We start from the raw sequence: 21,621 nt of genomic DNA, 5'->3' as shown, positions 1-21,621 counted from the left end.
CGATATAGATGAGAATCTAATATACTACTATTTTCCATAAAAGTAAAGAGCATTTCTTCAACAAACCTGATAAGTGTGTTAAAATGAAGAAAACTCATGAAAAGGACAGTACTATGAATTTATTATCGATCGAGAATTTGACCAAAAGCTATGGCGAGAAAGTTTTATTTAAACAAGTTACCTTTGGTATTGACGAAGGCGATAAGATAGGTCTGATTGGTGTCAACGGCACAGGTAAATCGACCTTTTTGCAGGTAATTGCCGGCGTAGAACCGGCTGATGCGGGTAAAATCACGACAGGCAATAATGTACAGATCGAGTATTTACCGCAAAACCCTGAGTTTGATGCCAATGCTACCGTGCTGGAACAGGTTTATAAAGGCCATTCACCGGTGATGAAGGTGTTAAAAGAGTACGAACAGGTGCTGATGCAGGGGCAGCAGTGTCCGGGGGATGAGGCTTGTCAAAAACGGCTCATTATCTTGACGCAGCAAATGGATGCCCAGAATGCCTGGCAACTGGAAAGTGATGCGAAAACCATCCTTACCAAGCTGGGAATTTTTGATTTTACGGCGATTGTCAGCACACTATCGGGCGGACAGCGTAAACGCATTGCTTTAGCCAGCGCCCTTATTAATCCTGCTGATCTTTTAATTCTGGATGAGCCTACCAATCATATTGATAACAATACGGTGGCTTGGCTGGAACAATATTTGGCCAAACGCAAAGGCGCACTGCTGATGATTACCCATGACAGATATTTTCTGGACAGAGTGGCAAATCGTATTATCGAGTTGGATAAAGGCAATTTGTATGCGTATACCGGGAACTATAGCACGTTTTTGACAGCTAAGTCCGAAAGAGAAGAACAGCAGGAGGCCAGTGAGCGCAAACGCCAGAATATCCTGCGCAATGAGCTCGCCTGGATAAGACGGGGAGCACAGGCCCGCAGTACCAAACAAAAAGCCAGAATTGAACGGTTTGAAGAACTTAGTGCCCAGACGCCTTTGACGGCCGACGCCCAGTTGGAAATTGCCGTCGGTGCCAGCCGTCTGGGAAGGAAGATTATTGAAATCAGGGATATTACCAAAACGTATGAAGGTAAAACGCTCATTAAGAACTTTAGTTATATTGTTCTTAAAAATGACAGGGTCGGTATCATCGGCCCCAATGGCAGCGGTAAATCCACCTTGCTTAACCTGATTGCCGGCAGGCTACCTGCTGACAGCGGGCAGGTTGAGGTTGGACAGACAGTGAAGCTTGGGTATTTTTCGCAGGAAAGCACCGAAATGAACCAAAATTTGCGCGTGATCGAATATATTAAAGAGGAAGCAAATTATTTGCCTACTGCGGATGGCGGTACCATTAGCGCAGCGCAGCTTTTAGAGCGGTTTCTCTTTCCGCCCGGCCAGCAATGGACGCAGATCGCCAAGCTGTCAGGCGGGGAAAAACGCCGTTTATTTTTGCTCAGAGTTCTCATGAGTGCGCCCAATGTACTCTTGTTGGACGAACCTACCAATGATCTGGACGTACAGACACTCAGTATTTTGGAAGACTATCTGGAAGATTTCCCCGGTGCTGTTATTGTGGTTTCCCATGACCGGTATTTTCTTGACAGGCTTGTTGATAAAATATTTGCCTTTGAGGGGCAAGCAAAAATTACCCAGTACCCTGGCAATTATTCGGATTATCAGGAAAAAGTCAGCATGCAGGAAGCCGAGCAGGCCGATCATAGGAAAAGTGAACCGCCTAAGAAACAGGGCGGGCAGGATAAACCTAAAGGACGGCCCCGTAAGCTGTCTTTTAAAGAACAGCGGGAATATGAGCAGATAGAGGATGTCATTGCCGGTGTTGAGCAGGAACTTGCCCAGATAACTGCGGCGATTAATACGGCAGGCAGTGACTTTGAACTATTGCAGGAACTGACTAAAAAACAGCAGGAACTGGAAACAAGACTTGATGAGTTGCTTAACCGCTGGACGTATCTTAATGAATTGGTGGCGGAATTCGACAACTAAGCAGATAAAGGAGTTAGTTGAAGGACGATGAATATACAAATAGTGGGGACAAAAAAATGTCAGGATACCCGTAAGGCTGAACGGTATTTTAAAGAACGCAAGATACCTTTTCAGTTTATTGATTTAACGGTTAGAGGGTTAAGCAAGGGAGAACTGGATAAGGTAAGAGCAGCGGCTGGCGGCCTGGACAATCTTATTGACAAATCAGGCAAGGAGTATGCTAAACGCAATTTGAAATATTTGGTTCACAACATAGAGGAAGAACTGCTGGAGCATCCGCTCCTATTACGGACGCCGATTGTGCGCAACGGCGCTAAGGCGACAGTGGGGTATTGTCCGGAGGTTTGGAGTAGCTGGAGCTAAATCGATAGCCAAAGTAAAAACAAATGAAAAATGAAAATCCCGCTTCCTAGCAAGTGATTAGGCAAGAACTGATCATTGGCGACGGAGGTGGTTTTTTTATAGCCAATGGTCGGAAAGGGTTTGTGAGAATTTTATCATGCTTATTGTCATTTAGCAGGACATACCCCAATAAAGGGCGAAAAAGTTAGTAATATATGGAATAAAGACACAGTGTACTTATGTGCGTGGAGGCGGGATATCGCTGAAAAATTCAAGACTTCCGCTCTGGATGACCTATTTGGGGAAAATGAAAGGGGGCGAAATAAGTATATGGCAGTATCAGAAAAAGCAGATGTTTGTCTTGTCAATATGCCGTTTGCCGATCTTGCCCATCCATCATTGGCACTGGGATTGTTGAAAAGTGCCCTGATGCAGGTTGGAATCAAAACAAAAGTGGAATATAGCAATTTGGCATTAGCCGAACAGATTGGTGTGTATAAGTACCAAAGCATAACTCACTCTTACCGGCAAACCTTTGGCGGGGAGTTTGCCTTCGCTGCCGCGGCTTTTTCCGGGTACAGGCTGCCAGGAGACGAGCTATACTATACGCACCGCCGGCATACCCGCCCGGCAGGGGTTGATCCACAGTTCCTGGAGAGACTGCTTGCTATTGTCCGTGAAGTGCGTTCCCTGGCGGTTGGTTTTGTAAACGAAGTGGCTGAACGCGTTCTAGCCAGTCACCCTAAAATTGTCGGCTGTGTGTCTCTATTTGAACAGAATTGTGCTTCCTTGGCACTGTTACGGCGGATCAAACAACTTGCACCGGCGGTAGTGACGGTTATGGGCGGCGAAAATTGCGAAGGCAAGGCCGGGCTGACCATGGTAGAGAATTTTCCCTGGTTGGATTTTACTGTTTCCGGTGAGGCCGACCATTGTTTTTCTCAGTTTTGCCGGTCTGTGCTGACACAAGGAGGTCTTGCTGCCAAAAATGAATTGCCGTATGGCGTGTTATGGGCAGGTATGCCTTTTAACAGTGACGATCAGGTGCCACGCCTGGTTGTCGACGATATGGACAGCGTTCCTGTCCCGGACTATGATGATTATTTTCATGCATTACAACAAAGTTTATTGCAGGAGCATATTGTTCCCGGTTTATTAGTGGAAACGTCCCGGGGCTGCTGGTGGGGAGAAAGACATCCCTGCACGTTTTGCGGGCTGAACGGTCAGGGCTACCGTTATCGTCCAAAGTCCCGACAACGCGTGGCAACTGAATTTGCTACGCTGTCAAAACGCTATGGTGTGCAGTCTTTTGAAGCGACCGACAACATTCTGGGCATGGAGCATTTGCGCACCGTGATTGCCGATTTTTCGGTATTGCCTGTAACATATAACATTTTTTATGAAACCAAGTCTAATCTTACCCGGGAACAATTGAGCAAATTGGCGGCAGCGGGAGTTCGCTGGCTGCAACCGGGAATCGAGAGTCTGCATGACGGCCCTTTGTTATTAATGAATAAAGGGAATAAGGCTATTCGACATGTCGAACTATTAAAGAATGCGCTGGAACTGGGTATCCGTTGTTCCTGGAACCTGCTGTGGGGGTTTCCCGGTGAGAAGGTGGAATGGTACCGGGAAATGAAAGCCTGGATTGACCAACTTGTTCATTTGCAGCCGCCGAATGACATGATTCAAATGGCCTTTGACCGGGGCAGCGTCTATGTAAATCATCCGGAACAATATGGGCTAAAACTGTGTCCTGCTCCGGGATATCAGTATGTTTATCCTGATTTGCCGGGGCTTATTGATCAGTTGGCGCATTATTTTGCAGACTCTAACCAGGATGAACCGGCTTTTGATCCGGTTTATCGCCAGCTGGAAGAAAAGGTCAAGGTATGGAGCAAAAGATTCTGGAGTAAATCCAGAGCGTTGTTATGTATGAGGAGGGTCAACGAAGAAGTATGGGAAATAGCGGATTCGCGGCCTTGTGCCGTGCAATCGTGCCATAGGCTGCGTGAAATAACCAAAGATGTTTATCAAGTGTGCGGCAGTGTAACTAGTAAGCAACAGCTTGCGCAACTTGTGCGAAGGGTAGCAGGGCGGGATTGGGGCGGCGAAGAGCTTAAAAAAGCAGTGAAGTATTTAAAAGCAGAACGGTTATTATTGGAGATCAATGGTGACTTATTGGCCTTGGCGGTAGCGGAAACTCGGCCATCGCTGCAAGAACTTGCTGACTATCCGGGTGGCTATGTGTCTTGCGGGCACCTTTCCTGATACTATAACGATCAGGTATGACGGAAAGTGATGCGATCCGCAGGGAATAGCCAGATAGGCTGTCTTATGCTATCATAGTAAAAGAAGCAGTTGGCATTGGATTTTTTTAACAGCAACTGCTGGTGATTAGAATTGGAGATAAAAATATATGTTGACAAAGGCACGGGTAATATTAAAAAAATATTACGGTTATGATGAATTTCGGCCAGGGCAGGCCAAGGTTATCGGGAGTTTGCTTGGCGGCAAGGATACCATCGCCATTATGCCTACCGGGGCAGGCAAATCATTATGCTTTCAGATTCCAGCTCTGCTGCTTCCCGGTATAACCATCGTGGTTTCACCGCTCATTTCGCTAATGAAAGATCAAGTGGACGCGTTAACGGAAGCAGGAATACCGGCGACGTTTATCAATAGTTCGCTCAGTGGCTCAGAAGCGGGGCGGCGCCTGCAGCATATGCGTGCCGGACGGTATAAACTGGTCTATGTAGCGCCTGAACGGCTGACCGCCGACTGGTTTTTAGCGGTTGTGGGACAGCTAAAGATTAGTATGCTGGCTATTGACGAAGCCCACTGTGTTTCGCAGTGGGGTCATGACTTCCGCCCAAGCTATCGCAATGTGAGCACGTTTATTGCCAATTTGCCGGCAAGACCGGTAATTGGTGCCTTTACGGCCACCGCTACGCCTGAGGTCAAAAATGATATTGAAAATCTATTGGCATTACAATGGCCGCAAGTACATATAACAGGCTTTGACCGGCCTAATCTTTCTTTTTCTGTTTTGCGCGGCGAAAACAAACCGCAATTTGTCCAGAAATATGTTAAGGCCAATGCCGGTCAGGCCGGCATTATTTATGCGGCAACCCGTAAAGAAGTCGACACGCTTTATACGCTGCTCAAGAAGAGGGGGATTGCTGCCGGGCATTATCATGCAGGCTTAAACGATGAAGAACGCAAGTTTCAGCAGGAGCAGTTTTTGTATGATGATATCCGGGTTATGGTGGCCACCAATGCCTTTGGAATGGGAATTGACAAATCCAATGTACGTTATGTGATACATTACAATATGCCGAAAAACATGGAGTCTTACTACCAAGAGGCCGGCCGCAGCGGACGGGATGGCGCACCGGGCGAATGTATCCTGCTGTTTGGACCGCAAGATCCGCTGTTACAGCGTTTTTTGATTGATAAGTCCGTTGAACAGCCTGAACGTAAACAGCACGAATTAAAAAAGCTGCAGGAGATGGTGGATTATTGTCATACACCCGATTGTCTGCGGCATTATATTTTACAGTATTTTGGCGAGCCCACAACCGAAGAAGGTTGCGGTCATTGCGGCAATTGTACGGCTGATGGCGAACAGGTGGACATTACGGTGGATGCTCAAAAAGTCTTTTCTTGCATTTACCGCCTGAAGGAAAGGTTCGGCATTTCCGTTATTGCCGATGTGTTAAAAGGGTCAAAAAATAAAAAAGTCCAACAGTTGGGCCTTGACCGGCTGCCAACCTATGGCTTGATGGCGGAGCGCACCGTACAGGCTATTAAATCCCTTGTACAGCGTTTGGTTGCTACCGGCTATTTACGCCTGACTGAAAGCGAATATCCGGTAGTAAAGTTGGAACCGGAGGCATCTTTAGTGTTGCGCGGTGAGACCAGAGTTTGGCAGAAGGTATTTACCGAACGTCAGCCTGTTCAGGATGATACTCTGTTTGAGTTGTTACGGCAGTGCCGCAAACGAATTTCCGAACGGGAAAATGTTCCGCCGTTTGTTGTGTTTGCCGATACGACCCTGCGGGAAATGAGTCAGCACCGTCCTCAAGATCTTGACGCTATGCACCAGATCAAGGGGATTGGCGAGTTAAAACTACAGAAATATGGGAAAGAATTTTTGGCTGTTATTACTCGCTATTTAACAGAGCATGCTGCGCCGGTAGGCGGTACGGAGACAGTTGTTGCCGCCGTACCGGCTAAACAGGCGGCAGGCAAAAAGAGCAGCAAAGCCGAGGCCGAACCCAGCCATCTTATTACCTTAACCATGTACCGTCAAGATATGAATTTAGAAGAAATTGCTCAATCGCGGGACTTAACCGTCAACACCGTGCAAAATCATCTGGTACGTTGTGCGCAAGAGGGGCATAGTATTAATTGGGACAGGCTTATTCCCCAGCAGTACGAAGAACTTATTATAGCTACCATAAAAAAAATTGGCGGCAACCAATTGAAGCCGATCAAAGAAGCTTTGCCCGATGCTGTGAGTTATGCCGCAATAAAGGCGGTGCTATGCAAACATTTCAGCATGGCAGGCAAGGCATAACACTAGGTAGGTAATATGCCGTATACTTACATTGTTCAATGTGCGGACGGAACCTTTTATACCGGCTGGACTAACAACCTGGAAGCAAGAATTGCGACTCATAATAAGGGGATTGGTGCCCGCTATACCCGCAGTCGTCTGCCTGTTGCTTTGGTATACTATGAACAGCATGCTACCGAAAGCATGGCTCGCAAGCGTGAGTATGCCATAAAACGCCTTAAGCGCAAAGCCAAGGAAGAAATGGTGAAAGCCTTTACTAAATATATTTCGCTTGAAAAAGACTGAGCGATACAGACCGGTGGTATATTTGAACAAAGTTATCGCATTAAATATAAACAGGAAGTGGAAAATAACATGGACGGGACACAACGAAAAAATATAGTACCAGGTGCGAAAGTGAAAATTGTGCAAAAACCGCATCAACGGTCAGGTCAGTTAACCGAAGGAATCGTCAAAGACATTCTGACAAGCAGTCCGGTGCATCATCGTGGGATTAAAGTCCGGTTAACCGATGGCACCATTGGCCGGGTTCAGGAAGTAATCAGTTAGAAATTCAAAAGAAAATTATTGGATGTGGCTCATAAAATGAACTAAGTTCCATATTTGAAACTTAGCTCATTCTATTAAACAGTGCGGTTATCAATACGCGCGATTTCCCGTAAGGAATTCATTAGTGCAGCAAATCGTTCAGGTTTTATGGACTGTTGTCCGTCGCATTTGGCATTACTAGGGTCTTGGTGAACTTCAATGATAACACCATCAGCACCTACGGCTACAGCGGCTTTGGATAAAGATTCAACCATCCACCACAGTCCGGCTGCATGACTTGGGTCAACAATAACCGGCAGATGGCTGAGTTTTTTGATTGCCAGCACGGCACTGAGGTCAAGGGTATTACGGGTATAGGTTTCAAAGGTCCGGATGCCGCGTTCGCATAAAATTACGTTTTCATTGCCCCCAGCCATAATATATTCGGCAGACATTAAAAGTTCTTCGATAGTAGCGCTTAATCCCCGTTTGAGCAGGATAGGTTTATTAATTTGCCCGGCTGCTTTTAAGAGATCGAAATTTTGCATATTGCGTGCGCCAATTTGAATAACATCGATATCTTCGTGGTATTGTTCCAACTGACTTATTGACATAATCTCGGTAACAATGGGCAGCCCGGTTGCTTGTTTGGCCTGTTTTAATAATTCAAGTCCTGCTTCCTGCATTCCCTGAAAGCTATAAGGTGAAGAACGCGGTTTGAAAGCGCCACCCCGCAGAAAACCCGCGCCGGCGGCTTTTACATCCTTGGCGATACCGATAATCTGATCACGGCTTTCAACCGAGCAGGGACCGGCGATAATGGCCAGTTGATTGCCGCCAATTGCTTGTGAGCCAACCGGGATGACCGTATTTTCAGGATGGAAGGAACGATTGGCCTTTTTATAGGGTTCTTGTACAGACAGTACCTTCTCCACATACGGCTTGCTCAGTAAATAATCACGGTCAAGTTTGCCGGTATCGCCCACAATACCCAGGATAGTTTGAAATTTACCGTATGTGGGCCATACACTTAAGCCGTAGTTTTCTAATTCCTGTTTCAGTTTTTCAATTTGTTCAGGTGATGCTAAAGTATTTAATACAATAACCATTACGAACGCCTCCTGTTAATAATATTTTTAAGATAAGACTTGGCTTATGCCAAGTCCCTTAGGACGCCGGCAGAAGCCTTAGTCGTTCTTACTTATTATCAGAAAGGTTATACTTTCTGATAATGTAAAATAAAAAACCTAAGGCTCAATGAGCCTTAGGTTTTTTTATTTTTTCTTAAGGTTGATACCGGTTAAGGTTAAGGACTCACAGATAAACTTGTTATTAAATTATTCAACTTAAAAAAGCCTGCGCTAAAAAAGTTAGCCCAAGCAAAAAAGAAAAAGTATTCATGTTGATATAATTTAGCTGTTGTTAGCATCATGATCGTCACACCTAATATCTTAATGTTTTAAAAGTATGTTTTTATTATAACAGACAATTAGGCTGTGTCAAGTTAAGTTTATATCAAAGCAAATAATAAATTTATTTGTAATTGATATAGTAAATTTTCATAATAATTGTTTCTGATAGAAACACGAAAAACCTGCATTGTATCCACGTGTTTTGCGTGTTTCAGTCAGGGCAGTTTGGTAAGAGAGCACCGTTAGTTAGCTTACATGGCGGTCGGTGGAATTTTGCTTTGCAGCATTTATGAATAAGGAGTCCCGGAGTTTTTCCTGGTCAAGTTCATTCTCAAGTTTCGCGACAACTATTGTTGCAATTCCGTTACCAATTAAGTTGGTTATCGCTCTTCCTAAGGACATGAAGCGGTCTATGCCAAAAATGATGGCGAGTCCGGCTACAGGAATTCCTGGTATTACTGATAGAGTTGCTGCCAATACGATAAACCCGCTGCCGGTTACGCCGGATGCTCCTTTCGAGGTAAGCAGCAAAACAGCCAGGATGGTAAGCTGATGGGTCAAGGTAAGTTCGGTATTGGTTGCCTGCGCTACGAAAATAGCGGCCATTGTGAGATAGATGGATGTGCCGTCAAGGTTGAAGGAATAACCTGTGGGCACAACTAATCCGACTATTGACTTGGGGCAACCCAGTTTTTCTAGCTTTTCCATAAGGCGTGGCAGTACACTTTCGGAAGAAGAGGTGCCAAGCACAATGAGCAGTTCTTCTTTAATATAAGCCAGAAATTTAAAAATGCTAATACCGGTCCATCTGGCTATAGCACCAATAACTACGAGGACAAAAAGGGCGCAGGTTATGTAAAAACATCCTAAAAGTTTTGCCAGTGGACCAAGCGAGGCTATACCATATTTGCCAATTGTAAAAGCCATGGCACCGAAAACGCCAATTGGAGCAATTTTCATAATGATATCGACAATGACAAAAAAGCTGTGGGAAATATCGCTGATCAGATTATATATGTTTTCGCCTTTTTTGCCCATAGCCAGTATAGCCCAGCCAAAGAGAATGGAAAACAATAACACTTGCAAAATATCTCCTTTGGCAAAAGCGTCAACCACGCTGGTGGGGATGATGTTCATAAAAAAATCCACAGAACTGCTGTGTGTCTGGGCGGCTGCCGTATAGGCAGCGATAGCCTTCGTGTCCAATTTACTGACATCGACATTCATGCCGGCACCTGGCTGCAACCAGTTTACCAGGAATAAACCCATGATTAAAGCAAAAGTGGTTACAACTTCAAAGTAGATCAGGGCTTTTGCACCTACCCGGCCAACCTTTTTGATATCATCCATTCCGGCGATACCGGTAACAATTTTGTCGGTTTCAACCGAATGGAGCATATCAATTTTTGCTCCATTCGGTGACGATGATTAGGCTAAAGAACTTGTTACGGATGGAACTGGTAAATTAGCTGAATACGATATTGACAAAGGCATAAACTTGTTGTTAACTTTAGAAGAGATCTTATAAATAAAGTGCAAGCTGAAAAAACCGTTTAGAATTTGTATTTACATTATGTGGCTGTTTTCGCAAACGCCGTATTAAGTTGTAAAAACTTATTTTGTAAAATAGTGTTGAACTATTTCCATAAAAGTCAGGAGATTGTAATTTGCTCACAATATTTTACTGTTATATTGTGATAAATTTAGATCGCGGCAACAATTGAAATAAGTCGAAAGATGTAATATGATAGAATTAAATAGAAAGCGGTTTTTTCTGCAAGTTCGATTTGAATTAAAAAAACAAGAAGTGTTTACAGTTAAGAAGGTTTAGGGTTATTGCCGGGCAAGGATGCCATATACAAGACCTAGATGGGGTCTTGTATTATTTTTAGTATATGGATTGCAGGCCAGCCAGAAAACGCCGAATAATAAGGCTGGGTTAATCATCAATGTTTAAAAAACTATTTCAAATTAGTCAGGAGGCTCAGGTGTGAGGTCAATTTTGATAGAGAATTTAACCCCGGGGATGTTATTGAGTGCAGAAGTAACGACTGGAGAGCATGAAGTTAAGTTATTAGACCGTGGCACACGGTTAACGTCAGCCTACATAAACAAAATAAAGAATTGGGGAATTTCTTCCTTGTGTGTGGGCAACGGAAAAGAAAGAATAGGGAAAAGAGCTATAGAAATTAAGCGCACAAGGGTAGATTTTTTAAAAAATTATACAGAAACAATGAACCGGGTTATCGAGGCATTTCGGTATATTCAAAAATTTAAAGAGGTTCCCATTCTGGAGTTACGGGAACTGGCAGAGCACAAGATTATTCTTTTAGCGGAGACCATTGGTGCCATTGATTATTTATACGAAATGCAACGCCATAGTGAGCATACCTTTCAACATTCACTCAACGTAGCGATTATTACGGGAGTCTTAGGAAAATGGTGCAATTATCAGGGCAAAGAGCTAAAGAATTTGATTCTAGCCGGATTACTCCATGATATCGGGAAATTAGCTATTTCTTTAGCAATCCTTGATAAGCCGGGCAAGCTGACTTGTGAAGAATTTGAAGCCATTAAACGGCATTCAGGTGAAGGATATCAACTGGTTCAAGGATTGGAGCAGGTCCCGAACAGTGTTAAACTGGGGATTTTGCAGCACCATGAGCGTTTGGACGGAAGCGGCTATCCAGCTGGTCTTCATGGTGATGAAATTCATCATGATGCAAAAATTATTGCTATTGCCGATATCTACGAGGCTATGACTTCAGACCGGGTATATCGCCGCAGAGTAACGCCGTTTGAAGCGCTTGACACAATTGCGAATCAAATGTTTAGCGGGCTTGAACCCGAAATTTGCCTGACTTTTCTTAATAATGTCCGGGACAGCCTGATTGGAAGTAATGTGGTGTTAAGCACCGGGCAAATAGCCCAAATTATTGCTTTCAACATCCGGCATAAGTATGGTACGAAACCAATTGTTTGTATGCATAATGGAAAAATGGTAGATCTGCAGAAAGATGAAATCCATATTGTGGAAGTTAACTAAATAGCTCATTACATGCAGGCGGTAATGCACGTGCAGTGGTTCAAGAACCTTAAGATGCTACACAAATTATGAGCCTGGTTTTGCTGGCACTTATCTAAATATAAGGACATAAAACATCTCTTGTATGAAAAATGCAAGGGATGTTTTATGATCCGGTACGATAAAAAGGATAAACTCTGGTATTTTTACTAGAGTTTATCCTTTAATTAAGGTACAATATTTTTGTCGTTACAAGTAATAGATTGGGGGATTTTGATGTGCGAATTACAAAAGCTATAAAGCAGCAAATGATTGATCTTTTAGAGCAAAACTATAAAAATACGACTACGGCACTAAGCTATTCAACACCTTTTGAATTACTGGTAGCTGTGATTTTGTCCGCGCAGTGCACCGATGTGCGTGTAAATATTATTACGGCACGGATGTTTCCCCAGTATAATACACCGGAGAAAATTCTTGAACTCGGTCAGAGCGGATTGGAAGCGGCAATCAGGGATTGCGGCCTTTATCGGAGTAAAGCAAAAAATATCCTGGCTACCTGCGAAATCTTGTGCAGAAAATACGGTGGACAAGTACCGGATAGTTTCGATGAATTAATTAAATTACCGGGAGTGGGCCGTAAAACCGCTAATGTATTATTAAGCCAATTGTTTGGAGTCCCTGCAATTGCTGTCGATACGCATGTCTTCCGCGTGGCCAACCGGCTTAAATTGGCAACCGGTGATACGCCGCTGACAGTAGAACAGGGACTTATGCGGGCCATTCCCCGGGAAAAGTGGAGCGACGCTCACCATTGGCTCATTTGGCATGGACGCAAGGTTTGTAAGGCGGCGAATCCTCTATGCGATCATTGTCCACTTCATGAATTATGTCCAAGCAGTCAAATTGATTCTAATTAATATTGTATAAATATTATTAATGATGTATAATAATGCGGTAGACTTGGAGGGATGGATGATGATTTTTCGTAAGGCTAAGTTTAGTGATGTGGAAGATATTCTTAAATTAATTAACGATTATGCCGAGCAGGGGCTCATGCTGCCCCGGGCACGAAATACTTTGTACGAAGGTCTGAGAGAATTTATTTTGGCCGAAGAGGATGGAAAAGTCGTTGGCATTGCTGCATTGCATCTGGTTTGGGAAGAGTTGGGAGAAATTCGTGCATTGGCTGTTCATCCCAGTAAAGTGAAAAGCGGGGTAGGAAGCAAGATTGTCGAATTATTGACAGAGGAGGCTAAATTACTAGGGGTTAAAACTCTGTTTGCCCTGACCTACCAGCCCGGTTTCTTTGCTAAACTCAATTTTAAAGAGGTGCCCAAAGAAAGTGTGCCTCATAAAATGTGGAAGGAATGCATTAATTGCCCTAAATTTCCCAATTGTGATGAGATTGCTATGGTGAAGGAATTATGAAATAGCAAAATAGAAGAGCGATTAGGTTAGCTATGAATTGCCACTAACAAAAATTGCGCAAACTGACGTCATTCTTTAAGGGGCGTCAGTTTTTTTGCAAATAATATTCAATTCTTTACTTTGTTTTGGATCAGATTTTCTCCCTTGCAATTGAGCCAGCAGTACTCCGGACAGCATCAGTGTACATCCAAGGAGTTCGTAGAACCCCAGCCTTTCATTTAAAAAAATATAGCCACCAAGAGTTGCAATAACTGTTTCCATACTTAGGATAATTGCAGCATGCGAAGGTTCGGCATGCTTTTGTCCAACAATTTGTAATGTGTAGGCAATGGCAGTGGAACAAATTCCCGTATATAGAATGGGTACGCGGGCTTGTAAAATGGCGTCTAGAGCAATAGGCTCAATTAAAAGCGCAGTTACGATACTAAGCAGTGAACAGGACATAAATTGAAGAAAGGCAAATTGTAGTGTATCAACCTTTTTGGCAAAATGGTCGATAAATAAAAGATGGGCTGCCCAAAAAAAGGCCCCGATTAATTCCAGAAGATCTCCGTAAGAAATGGCAAAGCCTTCTTTGACACATAACAGGTACAACCCTGTTGTCGCTAACATACAGCCACACCAAGTTTTGGTTGTAATATGTTGCTGCAAAAATATGCCCATGATTGGTACAATTACGATGTATAAAGAAGTTATAAATGAAGCCTTCCCAATCGCAGTGTATTGCAGTCCGACTTGTTGCAGGGAAATAGCAAAAAAAATGATTATTCCAGCAATAAAGCCAATGCGCCAACTGCTTGTCATCTCATTATCTATGCTATTATTTGAATTATGAGGATTTATTTTACAAAAGAAAATAAGTGGTAATAAAGAAAGACTGCCTAATGCAAACCTAACACCGCTAAACGTAAAGGGGCCAATGTAGTCCATACTAACTCGTTGTGCTACAAAGGCCAATCCCCAAATCACTGCCGCCAGTAGTAATAATAAATTTGATTTCAATTTTATATACTCACCAGGCTTTTTTCTTGATTATTTCTAAATTAACAGGTTACAGTGATATACTAATATCCTTAACGTTTAAGGAACGGAAATAGCGTATAATAAAGTTTGCAACAAGAATCGGAAAAACCATTAGCAACTCCCAAAAAGGTAAGTATCCAGTAAACCATAAGGAGTTGCCGATGGCTTACCCCTAATCAGTTTATCAATATTTTTAGGATTTTTAGCGGCTTACATGGCCTCCAGCCCTATTGGAAAGCATTTTTCTTTTTGGTGCGACAAATACGTAATAATATATCATAACAAGGAGAATAAATGGAACGCCAACGTAAATGGCGATGCGTTGGCTTTCATCAAACCATAAGCCAATTATAATAATTAAATTAAGGAAAAAGCCTAAGAAGGGAACTAGTGGGAAGAAAGGAACCTTATATTTTAAATTTGCAACTTTTCCGCCATTATTAACATATTGCTTACGAAAGCAATATTGTGAGGCGCATATTCCCATCCAACCCAGCACACAGGCCAAGCCGCAGACGGAGATCAGCCAGAGATACAATGTGTCTACAGCAACCACACTGCATAATAATGATACGGCGGAAACCGCCATCGTCAAAATTAATGCATTCATTGGAACCTGCCAACGGTTTAATTTTCCAAAGACAGCAGGAGCCATATTTTCTTTGGACATTGCCCACAAAATGCGGGTTGCGCTATAACACCAGGAATTACCACAAGATAACGCTGAAGTAATAACGACCAGGGTCATAATCCTATAAGCACCAGGGACACCGGCATATTGAAAAATTTCAGCAAAAGTACTGTCTTTTACACCAGCTTCTTTCCAAGGAACGATAGCTGCCACAACGACCATTGACAGTACATAAAACAATAATGTTCTAAACGCAGTGTTGTTAATTGCTTTGGGAATAGTTTTTTCCGGCTTTTCACTTTCACCGGCGGCGACTCCGATAATTTCAGTTCCGTTATAAGAGTACGCAACTGTTATCATTGCTAGCAGTACTGCGCCAATGCCATTAGGAAAGGCGCCGTCTGTAAAATAATTTTTAAAACCAATTGCCTCATGACCGCCGGCATAACCCATAATTGCCAAGCCACCAACCACAATACAGGCGATAATAGCGCCTACTTTTATACTTGCAAACCAAAATTCCGATTCGCCGAAAACATCAACACGCAAAGAATTTAAGCCGAATAGCAGACAACCAAATAGTAGCACCCAGATCCATTCGGAAATTCCCGTCATGGTAGTTAGTAGCATACCGGCAGCCACTAAGTCAATTCCAATAGTAATTGCCCCGTTTAACCAATATAACCAGCCCAAGAGATAACCAAAGGCCGGTGAAATAAAAATACTGGCATAAGTTTGAAACGCTCCGGCTACTGGCATTTCTACCGCTAATTCTCCCAAACATAGCATAACCATATACATGATAAAGCCGCCAATAGCATAGGCTAGTATACAACCAATTGGCCCGGCCTGATTTATTGTTGAACCTGAAGCTAAAAATAGGCCGGTTCCAATCACGCCCCCCAGAGTAATCATAAATAGATGGCGACTTTTCATTCTGCGATTCAAGCCAGACTGCTGTTCCATAGTCTGCTGAATTTTATCATTGAAATTATCATTCGCCATTAAAAATTCCTCCTCAATCATTCTCGATATGAATCCTTAATTCCCATGTTTGCAATTTATCTTATTTTTTAATTTAATGAGCATACAATGTTTCCGTTTCTGTTCTGGCGAAAATAGAATAGTAAGATTTGTTGAGATTAGGAATATCTTTTACATATTTGTTGCTGTTTCAAATCTTTACCCAGAGTCAAAAAAAATAATAATCATTTTTCTGTTATATTTAATATTATAAAATTGCTTTTTTGCTGTAGCCATCAGATCATTGCCTCCCTTCATATAAGTGATAGTGGCTTACTATTCAAATATTTATGCAATATTTATGCCAAACTATTGCATAAAAAACAGACTGTGGTTACTCCGCGCTCTTTATAGGCATTTTGTTAAGAACTATAGCATAAGTAGAGCAATTGAATTTATAAAAAGATAAAATAACATTTTCTATTTTTCACAAAAAAAACGATTGTTTAGCAAAGTATTCCGCAAAATTTTTTGCATTAATCAAAAAAAATTAATATTAAATTAACTTGGCAACTTTGTAATATAGTAGTATTTTGTACGACGTCAACTAGTAATTTAAATATATGCCAATAAATTAAGGCTGTTGAAAAATTCAACAGCCTTAATTTATTGGCATAATTTTTGCGACTATTCTATTTTGCTGGTATTGATACTTGATAAATTTTATTTAAAAAAATCTATTGACAATTCAGATTAGTTAGCATAATATAAAAAATGTTATTAACCACCGCGGTAGTCTATAATAATTTTATTAAATTTTCTAAAAAGTAAGTTAAATAATTAAGGAATCGAGGAGAAATAAACATGAGCGTCAATATTAAAAACAGAAATTTCTTGACATTAATGGATTTCTCAGAAACAGAAATTAAGTATTTGCTTGATTTGGCTAAGAACTTAAAGGTTGCTAAGTATACAGGTACCGAAACACAAAGATTAAAAGGAAAAAATATTGTGGTCTTATTTGAAAAAGATTCGACAAGAACAAGATGTGCGTTTGAAGTTGGCGCACTTGACCAGGGAGCGCATGTTACTTATCTTGGACCTACGGGAAGTCAAATGGGTAAAAAGGAATCTATCGCCGATACGGCCAGAGTATTGGGAAGAATGTACGATGGCATCGAATATCGAGGATTTGCGCAAAAAACAGTTGATGATTTAGCAAAATATTCTGGAGTTCCGGTATGGAACGGTCTTACGGATGCGGACCATCCTACTCAAGTTTTAGCTGATTTCTTAACGGCGCAAGAACATTTAAATAAGCCCTATAACAAGATGGTGTTTGTTTATGTTGGTGATGGTAGAAACAATGTGGCAAATGCCCTAATGATCGGGGCGGCAAAAATGGGTATGGATTTTAGAATTGTGTCTCCCAAAGAATTGTTTCCTGATGAAGAATTACTAACAAGATGTAAAAACGAGGCAAAAGAATCAGGGGCAAAAATAACAGTTACGGATCATGTTGAAGAAGGTGTGCTGGACGCTGATGTACTTTACACAGATGTATGGGTGTCCATGGGTGAACCGGATGAAGTTTGGACTAAAAGAATCAATATGTTAAAGACTTATCAAGTTAATATGGATATGATCAAGTTAACAGGAAATGAAAATGTGATATTTGAACATTGTCTACCATCTTTTCATGATTTAAATACTACAAAGGGTAAAGAAGTTTTTGAAAAATTTGGGCTGAAAGAAATGGAAGTAACTGATGAGGTATTTGAAAGCAAATATTCTGTGGTATTTGATGAAGCTGAAAATAGGATGCATACAATAAAGGCTGTTATGGTCGCATCGTTAGGTGAATAATTGGGGAGGAGAAAAAATGAGGGTAGTAGTTGCATTAGGCGGTAATGCCCTGCAGGCAGAAGGAGCGTCGCCAACCGCAGAAGCTCAATTGCAAGTAGTAAAACAGACTGCTGTGCATTTGGCTGACATGGTTGAAAAAGGGTACGAAGTTATTATTGTCCATGGAAATGGTCCTCAAGTGGGCAGACTTGTAATTCAGAATGAATATTGCAGTAAAATTACACCCGCAATGCCTTTTGATGTATGTGGTGCAATGAGTCAAGGAATGATTGGCTACCATATTCAACAAGCGCTAAGAGATGAATTAACCAAAAGAGGAATAAATAAGCCGGTGGCATCAGTAATTACACAGGTTGTTGTAAATAAGAATGATCAAGGTTTTAAGAAACCAACAAAACCAATAGGCCCTTTTTATAATGAGGAAGAAGCAAAAAAACTGATAAAGGAAAAAGGATATGCTATGGTGGAAGACTCCGGCAGGGGTTTTAGGCGGGTTGTAGCATCCCCTCAGCCGGAAAGAATAGTTGAAATTAATACAATTAGGACACTGATAGAGAAAGGTAATATTGTTATTACCGCTGGCGGCGGTGGAGTTCCGGTTGTAGAAAAGGAAGACCGTAGTCTTGAAGGTGTGGCTGCAGTCATTGATAAGGATTTTGCTGCTGGAAAACTTGCTGATGAATTAGATGCGGATGTGCTGATGATTTTAACGGCGGTAGATAAAGTCGCTGTAAATTTTGGCAAGCCGGATCAAAGAAATTTATCGTCAATGACTATGGCGGAAGCCAAGAGATATATTGCCGAAGGTCAATTTGCCCCGGGAAGCATGCTCCCTAAAGTGAAAGCAGCTTTGAAATTTCAAGAGTCTAAAATAGGAAGAAAATCTATCATCGCTTCACTTGATAAAGCTTTAGAAGCATTACAAGGGAAAAGTGGAACAGTTTTTGTAGGATAAATTAACAGTAACTGTTAATTCAAAGAAGGTGATAAAGTTATTTAAATTATTATTCTCGTAGAAAGGACAATTATAAACCTCGATTTTGTAAATGGCTACAATATATCTCTTCGTTCGAGATAACAGAAATTTTAATAGAAATATTATGTTATTAGAATTTTACAGAAACATTAATAATTGGGCATATATAAAATCTCGGACTGGAAAATAATTAGTTTGGTCTTACCTAACGTTATTATATAGGGGGAGAGAATATGCAAACTAATAATGAAGTAAAAGAAGTTCTTGAGAAGTCTCAGGGACTCGAACGTGGTATGTCAAGCCGACATATTTCCATGTATACGATTGGTGCAGTAATAGGAACAGGAATATTTTTAGCTTCTGGTAATGTTATCCATACAGCTGGGCCGGGGGGAGCGATAGTTGCCTACGTGCTTGGTGCTATCATTATGTATTTAATGATGGCTTGTCTTGGAGAGCTAACTGTAGCAATGCCGGTTTCAGGTCAAGTACAAGCATATGCTACCGAATTCATAAACCCTGCTATGGGATTTACAGCAGGATGGTTAAAATGGATCAGTTGTGCGGTGACCGTTACGGCTCAAATTGTTGCTTCATCCATTATTATGAAAAATATTTTTCCGGGTATTGATTCCTTAATTTGGATTGTTTTATTTACAATTCTACTTTTCGTACTCAACGTTTTGCCATCAAGAAACTTTGGCGAAACAGAATTTTGGTTTGCCAGTGTTAAAGTAATAGCCGTCGTACTTTTTGTCATAACAGGAATTGGTATTATCACAGGTGTAATTGGAGGAAAAACGATCGGATTTACGAATTTTGTTGCCGACGGGGGGGCTTTCCCTAATGGTTATGGTGCAATCGTAGTATCGATGTTATCTGCTATTTTTGCATTTGGCGGGTCTGATCTTATTGCCACGGCAGCAGGTGAGAGCAAAGATCCTGGAGTTGAGATGCCAAAGGCTATTAGAGAATATATTATTGGAATAACGTTATGTTATGTTGCCTGTATTTTTTTGATTGGGTGTGTTCTGCCCTGGAGGCAAGCAAATCTTGCTGGAAGTTCTTTCGCCTATATGTTTCAAAATGCCGGAATCAGTGGGGCAGCCCTTTTAGTGAACATTATTGTTATTACTGCCGCTTTATCATCAGCCAATTCATTTTTATATGCAAGTACAAGAACGTTGTGGTCGCTTGCCAAGCATGATCAAGCACCTAAAATATTAGCTGAGATAAATGAAAAAAAAGTACCTATGTATTCACTGATTATTTCTATTGCATTTGCAGCATTGGCAGTTGTTTCAAGTTTTATTGCAGCGGATACAGTATATCTTTTTCTTATATCATTGCTTGCCAGTATTGATATTTTTATTTACGCAATTGATTGTGTCTGTCAGATGCGCTTTAGAAAACGTTATATAGCTGAAGGAAACAAAGTTGAAAACTTAAAATATCAAACGCCATTATATCCAATAACACCGATTGTAGCGATTGTATTTTATATAGCAATTGCGGTGGCGATGCTCTTTGATCCTACGGAAAAAATGGCTATTTATGCAGGAGTTCCAACAATATTGATATTATATTTTGGCTTTAAATTCTTTTCTAATACAACTAATGTATCTAAAGAAATTGCAAAGTAATTGAATTATAAAGATGCTAGATAATACAGAAAAATTTGTATTCTTGTATGCGTCTAAATTAAAAATAAATATCCGCTATAGTAGTTAATAAAGCTGTAGTAAAGCAAAAAATTAAGCCAGAATTTAGTTATAACTAACATAATTCTGGCTTGATTTTATCCAATATGTATATTTTGTCGTAATTTTTCAAGATTCTCCCCGAATTCCTTATTGAGCTCTTCTTTATGTTTTAAATAGATTTCAGCAATATAGATATCATGCATAATAAAAGACTCGGTTACTAGCATAAAGGCGATATTTTGTGTCCATACAGCACAGCTATTTTGTTCGTTAAAGGAAGCAAATAAAGATTCTTTATTGTCGATGACTAGACTAAACCAGCGCCCATATTTGGCGGCGATTTTATGCATATCGTGCATTTCGTGGTAATATATTTTTCCAACTGTTTTTTGGGTAGTGCCATACAGTACTGAAACGACGTCAATATTTTTTTCGCTGGCAGCGAATAGATCCTTATAAAAAAAATCATATTCCTTAGCCCATGCTGTTAAATAGATACTTTTTTGTACATTTCCTAACATAGATTTTATTTTAGTATATATTTGTTCAGAACCATTAAAATGCCAAATATAATCTGTTGTATTATCAGTTTTTATATTTTTAATATTGTCTTTTAGATAATCAATTGTAGTTTCTGTTTCCGTTTTATAATTTTCAAGGAATTTATCCAATGGTAACGCCGCATATTTTGTAGGGTCAGTTCCATTAGGTAGCGCAATCCCTTTTTCGATAAGTGATCCGACAGTTCCGTATATTTTTGACTGTGGGACGCCCGAACGTTTGCTAATTTCGTAGGCTGTAATTTCTTGATTTTCTAGTAGTGTCAAATAAACCATAGATTCATATTTCGTTAAGCCTATTTTCATAAGGTTGCTAATAATATTTTCAATAAATTTCATAATTAATTCCTCCGGGAATATGTAACATTCGGAAAGGACGAATGTTTCTTTATAAGCATTTTATTGTGAGCAAAATGTTAAAAGCTTTTACACGTTGTTGAGATAAAGTCTATTATTAGACCCAGTATTTTTCAGCTTTCTCAGAACTACGCAAGATACTCATTAAATATATCACGTATTCATTGATTTTTAAAGTAGCTTAATAAGTAAGTATTTAATTAT

General features: G+C 41.0%; 17 protein-coding genes. 12 read left to right on the top strand and 5 right to left on the bottom strand.

The window, feature by feature from the left end; translation table 11 throughout:
• Nucleotides 1-113: 113 nt before the first annotated feature.
• From BLR65_RS08620 to BLR65_RS08595, 6 genes are all read left to right on the top strand, one after another.
• Complete coding sequence (locus BLR65_RS08620; protein WP_093793829.1) at nucleotides 114-2,018, top strand: ABC-F family ATP-binding cassette domain-containing protein; 1,905 nt, start codon at nucleotides 114-116, stop codon at nucleotides 2,016-2,018.
• Nucleotides 2,019-2,045: 27 nt separating this feature from the next.
• A complete protein-coding gene (locus BLR65_RS08615; protein WP_093793785.1) occupies nucleotides 2,046-2,381 on the top strand; it encodes an arsenate reductase family protein in 336 nt (111 codons plus the stop codon).
• A gap of 309 nt (nucleotides 2,382-2,690) precedes the next feature.
• Nucleotides 2,691-4,631, top strand: coding sequence for a RiPP maturation radical SAM C-methyltransferase (locus BLR65_RS08610; protein WP_093793784.1), 1,941 nt, complete (start codon nucleotides 2,691-2,693; stop codon nucleotides 4,629-4,631).
• A 148-nt stretch (nucleotides 4,632-4,779) separates the two neighbouring features.
• Nucleotides 4,780-6,942 carry a DNA helicase RecQ gene (recQ, locus tag BLR65_RS08605; protein ID WP_093793783.1) on the top strand — a complete coding sequence of 721 codons (2,163 nt, stop codon included), beginning with the start codon at nucleotides 4,780-4,782 and terminating at the stop codon, nucleotides 6,940-6,942.
• Between the two features lie 15 nt (nucleotides 6,943-6,957).
• Nucleotides 6,958-7,227, top strand: coding sequence for a GIY-YIG nuclease family protein (locus BLR65_RS08600; RefSeq protein WP_093793782.1), 270 nt, complete (start codon nucleotides 6,958-6,960; stop codon nucleotides 7,225-7,227).
• A gap of 57 nt (nucleotides 7,228-7,284) precedes the next feature.
• The gene (locus BLR65_RS08595; RefSeq protein ID WP_342741375.1) at nucleotides 7,285-7,491 is read left to right on the top strand and encodes a YwbE family protein; all 207 of its coding nucleotides are present in this window, start codon (nucleotides 7,285-7,287) and stop codon (nucleotides 7,489-7,491) included.
• A 74-nt stretch (nucleotides 7,492-7,565) separates the two neighbouring features.
• Here BLR65_RS08595 and aroF read toward each other — a convergent pair whose 3' ends face one another.
• Nucleotides 7,566-8,579, bottom strand: a complete 1,014-nt coding sequence (aroF, locus tag BLR65_RS08590; protein ID WP_093793780.1) for a 3-deoxy-7-phosphoheptulonate synthase — start codon at nucleotides 8,577-8,579, stop codon at nucleotides 7,566-7,568.
• A 549-nt stretch (nucleotides 8,580-9,128) separates the two neighbouring features.
• Entirely contained in the window at nucleotides 9,129-10,280 is a 1,152-nt protein-coding gene (gene dctA / locus BLR65_RS08585; RefSeq protein ID WP_093793779.1) for a C4-dicarboxylate transporter DctA, read from the bottom strand.
• Between the two features lie 592 nt (nucleotides 10,281-10,872).
• Between dctA and BLR65_RS08580 the strand changes: the two genes are divergently transcribed.
• The 3 genes from BLR65_RS08580 to BLR65_RS08570 all read left to right on the top strand — a co-directional run bounded on the left by BLR65_RS08580 (nucleotide 10,873) and on the right by BLR65_RS08570 (nucleotide 13,338).
• Nucleotides 10,873-11,928 carry an HD-GYP domain-containing protein gene (locus tag BLR65_RS08580; protein ID WP_093793778.1) on the top strand — a complete coding sequence of 352 codons (1,056 nt, stop codon included), beginning with the start codon at nucleotides 10,873-10,875 and terminating at the stop codon, nucleotides 11,926-11,928.
• A gap of 257 nt (nucleotides 11,929-12,185) precedes the next feature.
• On the top strand, nucleotides 12,186-12,827 hold the full coding sequence (gene nth, locus BLR65_RS08575) for an endonuclease III (protein WP_169717019.1): 642 nt from the start codon (nucleotides 12,186-12,188) through the stop codon (nucleotides 12,825-12,827).
• A gap of 58 nt (nucleotides 12,828-12,885) precedes the next feature.
• On the top strand, nucleotides 12,886-13,338 hold the full coding sequence (locus BLR65_RS08570; RefSeq protein WP_093793777.1) for an N-acetyltransferase: 453 nt from the start codon (nucleotides 12,886-12,888) through the stop codon (nucleotides 13,336-13,338).
• A 75-nt stretch (nucleotides 13,339-13,413) separates the two neighbouring features.
• On the opposite strand, the gene BLR65_RS08565 is transcribed toward BLR65_RS08570, so the two are convergent.
• Both BLR65_RS08565 and BLR65_RS08560 read right to left on the bottom strand, forming a co-directional pair.
• Entirely contained in the window at nucleotides 13,414-14,340 is a 927-nt protein-coding gene (locus BLR65_RS08565) for a DMT family transporter (protein ID WP_245692623.1), read from the bottom strand.
• Nucleotides 14,341-14,563: 223 nt separating this feature from the next.
• Nucleotides 14,564-15,997, bottom strand: coding sequence for an amino acid permease (locus BLR65_RS08560; protein WP_093793775.1), 1,434 nt, complete (start codon nucleotides 15,995-15,997; stop codon nucleotides 14,564-14,566).
• Between the two features lie 822 nt (nucleotides 15,998-16,819).
• Here BLR65_RS08560 and argF point away from each other — a divergent pair.
• The 3 genes from argF to BLR65_RS08545 all read left to right on the top strand — a co-directional run bounded on the left by argF (nucleotide 16,820) and on the right by BLR65_RS08545 (nucleotide 20,440).
• Nucleotides 16,820-17,821, top strand: coding sequence for an ornithine carbamoyltransferase (gene argF / locus BLR65_RS08555; protein ID WP_093793774.1), 1,002 nt, complete (start codon nucleotides 16,820-16,822; stop codon nucleotides 17,819-17,821).
• Nucleotides 17,822-17,837: 16 nt separating this feature from the next.
• Nucleotides 17,838-18,776 carry a carbamate kinase gene (gene arcC, locus BLR65_RS08550; protein ID WP_093793773.1) on the top strand — a complete coding sequence of 313 codons (939 nt, stop codon included), beginning with the start codon at nucleotides 17,838-17,840 and terminating at the stop codon, nucleotides 18,774-18,776.
• A 254-nt stretch (nucleotides 18,777-19,030) separates the two neighbouring features.
• Nucleotides 19,031-20,440, top strand: a complete 1,410-nt coding sequence (locus tag BLR65_RS08545) for an amino acid permease (protein ID WP_093793772.1) — start codon at nucleotides 19,031-19,033, stop codon at nucleotides 20,438-20,440.
• A 155-nt stretch (nucleotides 20,441-20,595) separates the two neighbouring features.
• On the opposite strand, the gene BLR65_RS08540 is transcribed toward BLR65_RS08545, so the two are convergent.
• Nucleotides 20,596-21,399 carry a TrmB family transcriptional regulator gene (locus BLR65_RS08540; RefSeq protein ID WP_093793771.1) on the bottom strand — a complete coding sequence of 268 codons (804 nt, stop codon included), beginning with the start codon at nucleotides 21,397-21,399 and terminating at the stop codon, nucleotides 20,596-20,598.
• Between the last annotated feature and the right edge of the window lie 222 nt (nucleotides 21,400-21,621).

Origin of the sequence: Sporomusa acidovorans, from assembly GCF_900101845.1 — a bacterium.
Classification (GTDB): Bacteria; Bacillota; Negativicutes; order Sporomusales; family Sporomusaceae; genus Sporomusa; species Sporomusa acidovorans.
The sequence above is the reverse complement of the archived record's forward strand: the minus strand, read 5'-3'. Positions and strand labels throughout refer to the sequence as shown.

Excerpts from the sequence above, each read along its gene's own strand:
- BLR65_RS08620 (WP_093793829.1), top strand. The coding sequence starts at position 114 with ATGAATTTATTATCGATCGAGAATTTGACCAAAAGCTATGGCGAGAAA.
- BLR65_RS08615 (WP_093793785.1), top strand. The coding sequence starts at position 2,046 with ATGAATATACAAATAGTGGGGACAAAAAAATGTCAGGATACCCGTAAG.
- BLR65_RS08610 (WP_093793784.1), top strand. The coding sequence starts at position 2,691 with ATGGCAGTATCAGAAAAAGCAGATGTTTGTCTTGTCAATATGCCGTTT.
- recQ (WP_093793783.1), top strand. The coding sequence starts at position 4,780 with ATGTTGACAAAGGCACGGGTAATATTAAAAAAATATTACGGTTATGAT.
- BLR65_RS08600 (WP_093793782.1), top strand. The coding sequence starts at position 6,958 with ATGCCGTATACTTACATTGTTCAATGTGCGGACGGAACCTTTTATACC.
- aroF (WP_093793780.1), bottom strand. The coding sequence starts at position 8,579 with ATGGTTATTGTATTAAATACTTTAGCATCACCTGAACAAATTGAAAAA.
- dctA (WP_093793779.1), bottom strand. The coding sequence starts at position 10,280 with ATGCTCCATTCGGTTGAAACCGACAAAATTGTTACCGGTATCGCCGGA.
- BLR65_RS08570 (WP_093793777.1), top strand. The coding sequence starts at position 12,886 with ATGATTTTTCGTAAGGCTAAGTTTAGTGATGTGGAAGATATTCTTAAA.
- BLR65_RS08560 (WP_093793775.1), bottom strand. The coding sequence starts at position 15,997 with ATGGCGAATGATAATTTCAATGATAAAATTCAGCAGACTATGGAACAG.
- argF (WP_093793774.1), top strand. The coding sequence starts at position 16,820 with ATGAGCGTCAATATTAAAAACAGAAATTTCTTGACATTAATGGATTTC.
- arcC (WP_093793773.1), top strand. The coding sequence starts at position 17,838 with ATGAGGGTAGTAGTTGCATTAGGCGGTAATGCCCTGCAGGCAGAAGGA.
- BLR65_RS08545 (WP_093793772.1), top strand. The coding sequence starts at position 19,031 with ATGCAAACTAATAATGAAGTAAAAGAAGTTCTTGAGAAGTCTCAGGGA.
- BLR65_RS08540 (WP_093793771.1), bottom strand. The coding sequence starts at position 21,399 with ATGAAATTTATTGAAAATATTATTAGCAACCTTATGAAAATAGGCTTA.